The sequence below is a fragment of the Actinophytocola sp. genome, from assembly GCF_045807065.1.
In the GTDB taxonomy this organism is placed as follows: domain Bacteria; phylum Actinomycetota; class Actinomycetes; order Mycobacteriales; family Pseudonocardiaceae; genus Actinophytocola.
The window spans coordinates 1-7366 of record NZ_JBJMIE010000036.1; the positions used below are offsets into that span (position 1 = coordinate 1).

8 protein-coding genes are annotated in these 7366 nt (G+C 68.3%); 6 read left to right on the forward strand and 2 right to left on the reverse strand.

The window, feature by feature from the left end; genetic code table 11:
* Positions 1 to 523: MFS transporter (locus ACJ73U_RS02020; protein ID WP_407775755.1), on the forward strand; the 523-nt coding region annotated here is incomplete at its 5' end.
* A 50-nt stretch (positions 524 to 573) separates the two neighbouring features.
* On the forward strand, positions 574 to 1116 hold the full coding sequence (locus ACJ73U_RS02025) for a hypothetical protein (protein WP_407775756.1): 543 nt from the start codon (positions 574 to 576) through the stop codon (positions 1114 to 1116).
* A gap of 15 nt (positions 1117 to 1131) precedes the next feature.
* Here ACJ73U_RS02025 and ACJ73U_RS02030 read toward each other — a convergent pair whose 3' ends face one another.
* Positions 1132 to 2418, reverse strand: a complete 1287-nt coding sequence (locus ACJ73U_RS02030; RefSeq protein ID WP_407775757.1) for a cytochrome P450 — start codon at positions 2416 to 2418, stop codon at positions 1132 to 1134.
* 31 nt (positions 2419 to 2449) lie between these two features.
* On the opposite strand from ACJ73U_RS02030, the gene ACJ73U_RS02035 reads away from it, so the two are divergent.
* Complete coding sequence (locus ACJ73U_RS02035) at positions 2450 to 3220, forward strand: alpha/beta fold hydrolase (RefSeq protein WP_407775758.1); 771 nt, start codon at positions 2450 to 2452, stop codon at positions 3218 to 3220.
* 175 nt (positions 3221 to 3395) lie between these two features.
* Positions 3396 to 3707 carry a hypothetical protein gene (locus ACJ73U_RS02040; protein ID WP_407775759.1) on the forward strand — a complete coding sequence of 104 codons (312 nt, stop codon included), beginning with the start codon at positions 3396 to 3398 and terminating at the stop codon, positions 3705 to 3707.
* Positions 3708 to 3860: 153 nt separating this feature from the next.
* Here the strand turns inward: ACJ73U_RS02040 and ACJ73U_RS02045 are convergent, their stop codons facing one another.
* Positions 3861 to 4235, reverse strand: a complete 375-nt coding sequence (locus ACJ73U_RS02045) for an FKBP-type peptidyl-prolyl cis-trans isomerase (protein ID WP_407775760.1) — start codon at positions 4233 to 4235, stop codon at positions 3861 to 3863.
* A 107-nt stretch (positions 4236 to 4342) separates the two neighbouring features.
* On the opposite strand from ACJ73U_RS02045, the gene ACJ73U_RS02050 reads away from it, so the two are divergent.
* A complete protein-coding gene (locus ACJ73U_RS02050) occupies positions 4343 to 5140 on the forward strand; it encodes an ArsR/SmtB family transcription factor (RefSeq protein WP_407775761.1) in 798 nt (265 codons plus the stop codon).
* Positions 5141 to 5160: 20 nt separating this feature from the next.
* Positions 5161 to 6336, forward strand: a complete 1176-nt coding sequence (locus ACJ73U_RS02055) for a PLP-dependent aminotransferase family protein (RefSeq protein WP_407775762.1) — start codon at positions 5161 to 5163, stop codon at positions 6334 to 6336.
* Positions 6337 to 7366: the final 1030 nt, after the last annotated feature.

Genomic DNA, 7366 nt, shown 5'->3' on the forward strand with positions numbered 1-7366 from the left:
CCTGGCCGTGACGCCGTTCTCGCTGGGCTCGGCCGTGTCGGCGTGGATCTCCGGACGGCTGGTGTCGCGTTACGGCCGGTGGGTCACGATCGCCGGGTTGACCCTCATGATCGTCGGGCTCACGGCGGTCGGTGTGCTCGGGTTCGTCGTCGACAGGGACGCGCTCGTGCTGGTGATCGCGCTGCCGTTGCTCGTGGCCGGTGTCGGCGGCGGCGCGGTGATCTCGCCGAACACCACGCTGACGCTCGCGAGCGTGCCGCCGGAGATGTCCGGCGTGGCGAGCGGTGTGTTGCAGACCGGCCAGCGGCTCGGCGGGGCGGTGGGCACCGCACTGCTCGCGGCCGTGTTCTACGCCGCCACCGCCGCGCTCGGTGCGGGCGCCAGCGGGTTCTCGGTCGCCATGTTCTCCGCGGTGATCCTGATCCTGCTCGCGTTCGCCGTGGCGATCTGGGAATACCGAAGCAACCATGAAAGTGGATCGTTGGAAAATTACCCAACAGAGTCTGTAGTACATGGTCAATAGTTGCTAAAGTCCCGCCGCGGAAGGGCTCAAATCCGACCGTGGAGGGATAAATGCGAATTATCGTTCGGGCGTTCACCGTGGTCGCCGCTGCCGCGACCGCACTCCTGCTGGGCACGTCCGGCGCGCAGGCCACCGCACAGGGCAGCGACCCGGTGTTCGACAACCCGCCGGCCAGCACGCCGACCGTGGGCGTCCTGGTCACCAAGCTCAGCCACGCCGACGCGACCGCGCGCTTACGGTCGTCCGGCATCACCTGGTCGTCCAGCGGCAACTGCAGTAACCGCAACAACTCGACCTGCACGTCGTTCGAGCAGGTCAACCTGGCCACCATCCAGGGCATCCAGACGCTGAAGTCGGCGAGCGGGTGCGCCATCAACGTCACCGGCGGCACGGAGACCGGCCACGCCAGCGGCACCTACAGCCACTGGAACGGCTACAAGCTCGACGCCAGCCTGTCGACCTGCCTGAACAACTACATCCAGGGCAACTTCAGCTCGATCGGCGGCTCCAAGTGGGAGTCGGGGGCCGGCAACATCTACTACAAGGAAGGCAACCACTGGGACATCACGTACTACAACTGTGGTGGTTGCTGAGTAACGGTGGACGACTCACCAACTGATCGGCAGGTGCTTCACGCCGTGTTGGAAGTTCGACCGTAGCCGCACCGGTTCGCCGGCCGGTTCGACCTCGCCGAGCCGGTCGAACACCGCGGTGAACAGCGCCCGCATCTGCGTCTTCGCGAGATGCGCGCCGATGCAGTAGTGCGGGCCGTGGCCGAAGGCGAGGTGGTCGTTCTGGGTCCGGGTGACGTCGAACCGGTCGGGTTCGGCGAACACCCGCTCGTCCCGGTTGCCGGACGAGAACCAGACGACCACCTTGTCGCCCGCCCTGATCTCCCGCCCGCCCAGCTCGGTGTCCACCGTGGCCGTGCGGCGGAACCGCATCACGGGGGACCACCAGCGCAGCATCTCCTCGACCGCCCCGGGCAGCAGCGACCGGTCTTCCCTGACCTTCCGGTACTCGTCGCGGTGCTGGAGCAGGGCGTGCATGCCGCCGGGCAGCGCGTTGCGCAGGGTTTCGTTGCCGGCCACGGAGAGTAGCCAGAACATGTTCTCGAACTCTTCGGTGGTCACCCCGGCGGTGACGAGGTTGCTCATGACGTCCTCGCCCGGCCGGCGGCGCTTGAACTCGGCGAGGTCGTGGGCGTAGGCGTACAGGTCCGGCATGCCCTCGCGGGTGCGCTGGTTGGGCAGGTACCCGTGCTCGTCCGGTTCCGGCCGCAACACCATCGCCCGCCTCGCCATGTCGGTGGCGCCCTCCGCGCCGGCCCTGGTGCTGACCGCGTACTCCGGGTCCTGGTAGCCGATGACCCGGTTGCTCCAGTCGTACATGAGCCAGCGGTCCTCCCGCGGCACGCCGAAGACCTCGGCGAGGGTCCGCAGCGGCAGGTCCGCGGCCAGCTCGGCGAAGTCGCACCGGCCGTCGTCCGCCACCCGGTCCACCAGCTCGCGTGCCCACCCGGCGATCCGGTCCTCCAACCGGGCGACCGCCTTGGGGGTGAACGCGCTCGCGAGCATCCTGCGCAGCCGCGAGTGCCGCGGTGGGTCCTGGTTGAGCATCATCTGCCGGACGAAGTCGAGCGTCTCGTCGTCCGGCGGGTCGCTGATCTGGGTGGCCCTCGCGTAGGAGGAGTAGGTCGCGGGGTCGCGCATGACCTGCTTGATCTCCGCGTGCCGCAGCACACCCCAGAACCCGGGCCCGAGCGGCCAGAGCGGCACCTCGGGCTCGTCCATCCAGACCACGGCGTGCTCGGCCCGCAACCGCGCGAAGAGCGCGTGCGGGATGTCCACCAGATAGGTGTCCGGGTCGACGATGACATCGGTGTCACTGGACATGATCGCCATTCTGCCTGTTCGATCGAGCCTCATGACCACGCTCCATCTTGCCCGGCACCAACCCGGTGGCGAACCGGTCCTGCTCCTGCTGCACGGTCTCGGCGCGACCGGGGAGGTGTGGGACGGCCTGCTGCAACGGAACTGGGAGGGCGAGGTCATCGCGCCCGACCTGCCGGGCCACGGGCGCTCGCCCCGGCTGGACACCTACTCGTTCGAGGCCATGGCCGCCTCGGTGGCCGCCGTCGTGCCGACGGGTCGCCAGGTCGTGGTCCTCGGCCACTCGCTCGGCGGCGTCCTCGCCCTGGCGCTGGCCGACGGCACGTACGGCGTCGACGTCGCGGCGGCCTGCGGTGTCGGCATCAAGCTGCGCTGGTCGGATGCGGAACTGGCGAAGGCGGCCGAGGTCGCGGCCCGGCCGGAGCGGGTGTTCGCCACGCGGGAGGAGGCCGTGGACCGGTGGCTGAGGGTGTCCGGCCTGGCGGGGTTGGTGCCGGCGGACGCGCCGCTGGTCGCCGCCGGTGTGGTCGAGTCGGCCGAGGGGTGGCGGGTCGCGGTCGACCCGGCGGCGTTCGGCGTCGGCGCGCCGGACGTGCCCGCGCTGGTGGCGCGGGCCACGTGCCCGACGTTCCTGGCGGCGGGGGAGCGGGACCCGATGTGCCCGCCCGAGCAGCTGCTCGAGGTGGACCCCGACGCGGTCGTGCTGCCCGCCGTCGGCCACAACCTCCACGTCGAGAGCCCGCTGACGTTGTGGCCGCTGCTGGAGCGGCTGCTCGCGTCGTTCACCGACGCGCTCGGCCGGTGAGTCCTCGTCGCGGACGGATGCCATGTGCCCGCGCCGGTCACGCGGCGTCACCGGGCCACTCACACGGGTCGCATCGAGTGATCGTGGTGTGAACCAGCTGTGCCGCGGCGCTGTGCCGCCGTGGCCGGGGGTACCTGGATTCGACGTTGTCCCACGATGTCGAAAGGACCAGGTCATGATTCGAAAGACGGTCAACGCCCTGTGCGCGATCGGTGCCGCCACGGCGGTCTGCGTGGCCGCGTCCGGCGCGGCCGCTGCCGATCCGGAGGCGCTGTACGTCAACGGCGAGCCGCACCGGGCGGATGCGACGCCGAACGTCTGCTACCTGCTGCACGTCCGCGAGGGCGACCAGCTCGAGAACGCCACGGGCTTCGCGGTCACGTTCTACGACGTCTCCGGGTGCCGGGACTCGAGCGAGCTGTACACGCTGAACCACGACTCCTCGGCCACGGCGCCGGAAGACGCCACGTGGATCATGTTCAGGTGACCGCGGCACCCCGGGCCACACGCACACCGCGCCGGGCCCGGATGGTGAGCTCCGACGGCGCGAAGGCCGCCCGGGACGCGTCGCCGCTGTCCCGGGCGGCCATGGCGGCTGACTCCGTCGCCCCTGTGCGAGACGTGCCCGCCGGGCCTGTCCTCAGCCGACCCCGAGCAGGTCCACCACGAAGATGAGGGTCTCGCCCGGCTTGATCGCGCCGCCCGCGCCGCGGTCGCCGTAGCCGAGGTGCGGCGGGATGACCAGGCGGCGCCGCCCGCCGACCTTCATGCCGGCCACCCCGCGGTCCCAGCCGGCGATGACCCGCCCCGCGCCGAGCGGGAAGCTGAACGCCGAGCCGCGGTCCCAGGACGCGTCGAACTGTTCGCCGGTCGAATGTGCGACGCCGACGTAGTGGACGCTCACGCTCTGCCCGGGCCTGGCCTCGTCCCCGTTGCCGACGGTGATGTCCTCGGTGACCAGGTCGGCCGGCGGCGGCCCGTCGACGGGGGCGACCTCGGGCTTCTCGAGCGCCATGCGTTTCCTCCTTGGTTGGTTCGTTCGATTGCCCGACCCATCCAACCAGTCAGGGGTCAGCGACGCCCACTTTGACATGTGACCGGACGGTCACATATATTGCTCCCGTGACCGACGACGACCAGGTCTTCAAGGCCCTGGCCGACCCGACGCGCAGGCTCCTGCTCGACCGCCTGTTCGCCAGGGACGGCCGGACGCTGAGCGATCTCGAGTCCGACGTGGACATGACCCGCTTCGGGGTGATGAAGCACCTGCGCCTGTTGGAGGACGCCGGTCTCATCACCACGCGCAAGTCCGGGCGGGAGAAGCTGCACTTCCTGAATGTCGTACCCATCCGGTTGATTCACGACCGGTGGATCGACAAGTACACCGAGTCGCAGGTGGCCGCGCTCACCTCGCTCAAGACCGAACTGGAGCAACCGATGACCACTGCCGCTACCGCCACCACCGTCCAGGTGCACCGCGTCTTCATCAAGGCGACCCCGCAGGCGATCTGGGACGCGATCACCAGGCCGGAATGGTCGAAGCGCTACGGCTACCGCGCCGTCGTGAACTACGACCTGCGCCCGGGCGGCAGATTCGAGGCCCTGGCCGGTGATGGCATGGAGGGCATGGACCCGACGGCGTGCGTCGTCGAGGGCGAGGTCGTGTCGGCCGACCCGCCGCACCGCCTCGTCCAGACGTGGCGGCCGACGTGGCTGGACGAGCCGGCCACCACGCTGACCTACGAGATCAAGGAGGGTCAGGACGGCGTCTGCTCCCTGACCCTGACCCACGACCTCCAGGACGCACCGCAGACCGCGGCCCAGACGGCCGGCAACGTGGAGGGCGCCGGCGGCGGCTGGCCGGAGGTATTAAGCGACCTGAAGTCGTTGCTGGAGACGGGGAGTGGCATGTACGCGTGAGCGAGCGTTAACATTCCGGCATGTCCCCGGCCCGCCGGCTACAAGGCGTCAAGAGTTCCCCGGTCCGCGACCTACTGGCGCTGACGTTGCGCCCGGAGGTGATCTCCTTCGCCGGCGGGCTACCCGCCCCCGAACTGTTCGATGTGGACGGCTGGACGGACGCGTTCGCGAAGGCGTCCGGCGACCGCCGCAACCTCCAGTACGGCCCCACCGAGGGCGACGCGCTGCTGCGCGCGCTGATCGCCGACCGCATGACCCACCGAGGCGTGCCGACGGCGGAGTCCGACCTGCTGATCACCACCGGCTCACAACAGGCGCTGACACTGCTCACCACCATCCTGCTGGAACCAGGCGACGTGGTGGCGGTGGAGGAGCCGACCTACCTGGCGGCCCTGCAGTGCTTCCAGATAGCGGGCGCCCACGTGGTCCCGGTGGCCAGCGACGACCAGGGCATGGTCCCGGAGTCCCTGGCCGAGGTCCTGGCCAGAGACCACCCCACCCTGATCTACGCGGTCCCGACGTTCGCCAACCCGACGGGCCGCACCCAACCCCGAGAACGCAGACAGGAGATAGCGAACCTGGCCGCCACCCACAACACGTGGCTGGTAGAAGACGACCCATACGGCGAACTGCGCTACGAGGGCGCCCCGGTACCGCCGATGGCGTCCTATGGGGACAAGGTCCTGTACCTGGGCAGCCTGTCGAAGATAGGCGCCCCAGGCCTACGCCTGGGCTGGCTGAGAGCCCCGCAGGAACTGATGCCCACCGCGGTGATAGCCAAACAAGCAACCGACCTACACACAAGCACAATCGACCAGGCGGCAGCCGCGACCTACCTGTCGAACACGGACCTGAACGCCCACGTGGCAATGCTGTGCGGCGCCTACAAGCACCGCAGAGACACAATGCTGAACGCCCTACCAACAACAGTCCCAACGAACACCACGTGGACAACCCCAGAAGGCGGCATGTTCGTCTGGCTACGCCTACCAGACAACGCCAACACAGAACACCTCCTACCCAAAGCCCTGTCCAACAACGTGGCCTACGTCCCAGGAGCCCCGTTCTTCGCCACAACCCCAGACCACGCAACCTTCCGCCTGTCCTTCACAACAAACCCCCCAGAAGAAATAACAGAAGGAATGCACCGCCTGTCCCAAACCTTCAACACCCCCACCAAACAAACCCACCCGTAGCCACCACGCCCCCTCCCAGCGCCACGGTCTGGTGCACCCCCCGTCCATCAAACTCCGCGCCATCGCACCGGCTGCAGTCCCCATGCCCCAAGGCTCAGATCCCCATCGATCCACACTCTCGGCCGAACCAAAGGCTGTCGCGCAACCCGGTGCAGGCCGGGTCGGGCGTTAGTTGATCATCTTGTTGTCGTGCAGGCATCACAGCGCCGCGGTCGAAGTGACTCGTCCCGTTCAAAGGGTTGGACGCGGTTTCCGCAGCTCGTAGACAAACGACCCGCCGAATTTGGGCCTCGAGTTGGAAGAACGGGGATGCTGTGCTGCCGCGCGTGTGCCTACACCCTGATCTCTCATTCGTGCAAGCCAAGCGTGTGCGTTGCGACGCGGGTCGGCATGGTGGGCGCGGCTTTGCCGCCTTGTCCGTGTCCACGCGAGGCAAGTAGACACACGATCATTGTGGTGGGCCCGGCAGCGTTCCAACAGCCTTACTCTTGCGGGTCGAGGACGACATGACCGCAGGTCAAGCCGTTCGTCATCACGCCCCGACATGGAACCTTCTCAACCTGCGGTGGCCTCGGATGAGACCGGACACGAAGATCAGTGTCAGACGTGACAACGGCAGCACGGCACGGTAGAACAGCATGCGAAGCCTCCGCCATAGGACTGATCTTGGTCGACAGCCCTCCTACCGGAGGCTTCAACTCATTGCCACACCGACGCGCCGACGATCACCAACTCGCAATCTGCATCCCCTGCCCAGCAACACATCCAGACCAGGTTGAAACCCGCCTTCCGCAGATGATGGAGCTGTCTGGTCGGTGAATCTGGTGTCTGATCTGGGGAAACGCTGGTGGGCCTGGTGGCGGGGCGTGTCACTAGGCGGTGGGATCGATGCAGGTCAGGTGGTTGCGGGTGTCGCCTCGGTGATCAGCGGCGGGACCGGTAGGTCGAGCGTGGTGAGGGTCGCGGTCTGGCTGTTGGTGAGTTTGGTGCGGCGACGGAAGGTGCCGGCGGGGCCGGTGAATGTGCCGAG

Coding starts and splice junctions, on each gene's coding strand:
- ACJ73U_RS02025 (WP_407775756.1), top strand. CDS start 574: ATGCGAATTATCGTTCGGGCGTTCACCGTGGTCGCCGCTGCCGCGACC.
- ACJ73U_RS02030 (WP_407775757.1), bottom strand. CDS start 2,418: ATGTCCAGTGACACCGATGTCATCGTCGACCCGGACACCTATCTGGTG.
- ACJ73U_RS02035 (WP_407775758.1), top strand. CDS start 2,450: ATGACCACGCTCCATCTTGCCCGGCACCAACCCGGTGGCGAACCGGTC.
- ACJ73U_RS02040 (WP_407775759.1), top strand. CDS start 3,396: ATGATTCGAAAGACGGTCAACGCCCTGTGCGCGATCGGTGCCGCCACG.
- ACJ73U_RS02045 (WP_407775760.1), bottom strand. CDS start 4,235: ATGGCGCTCGAGAAGCCCGAGGTCGCCCCCGTCGACGGGCCGCCGCCG.
- ACJ73U_RS02055 (WP_407775762.1), top strand. CDS start 5,161: ATGTCCCCGGCCCGCCGGCTACAAGGCGTCAAGAGTTCCCCGGTCCGC.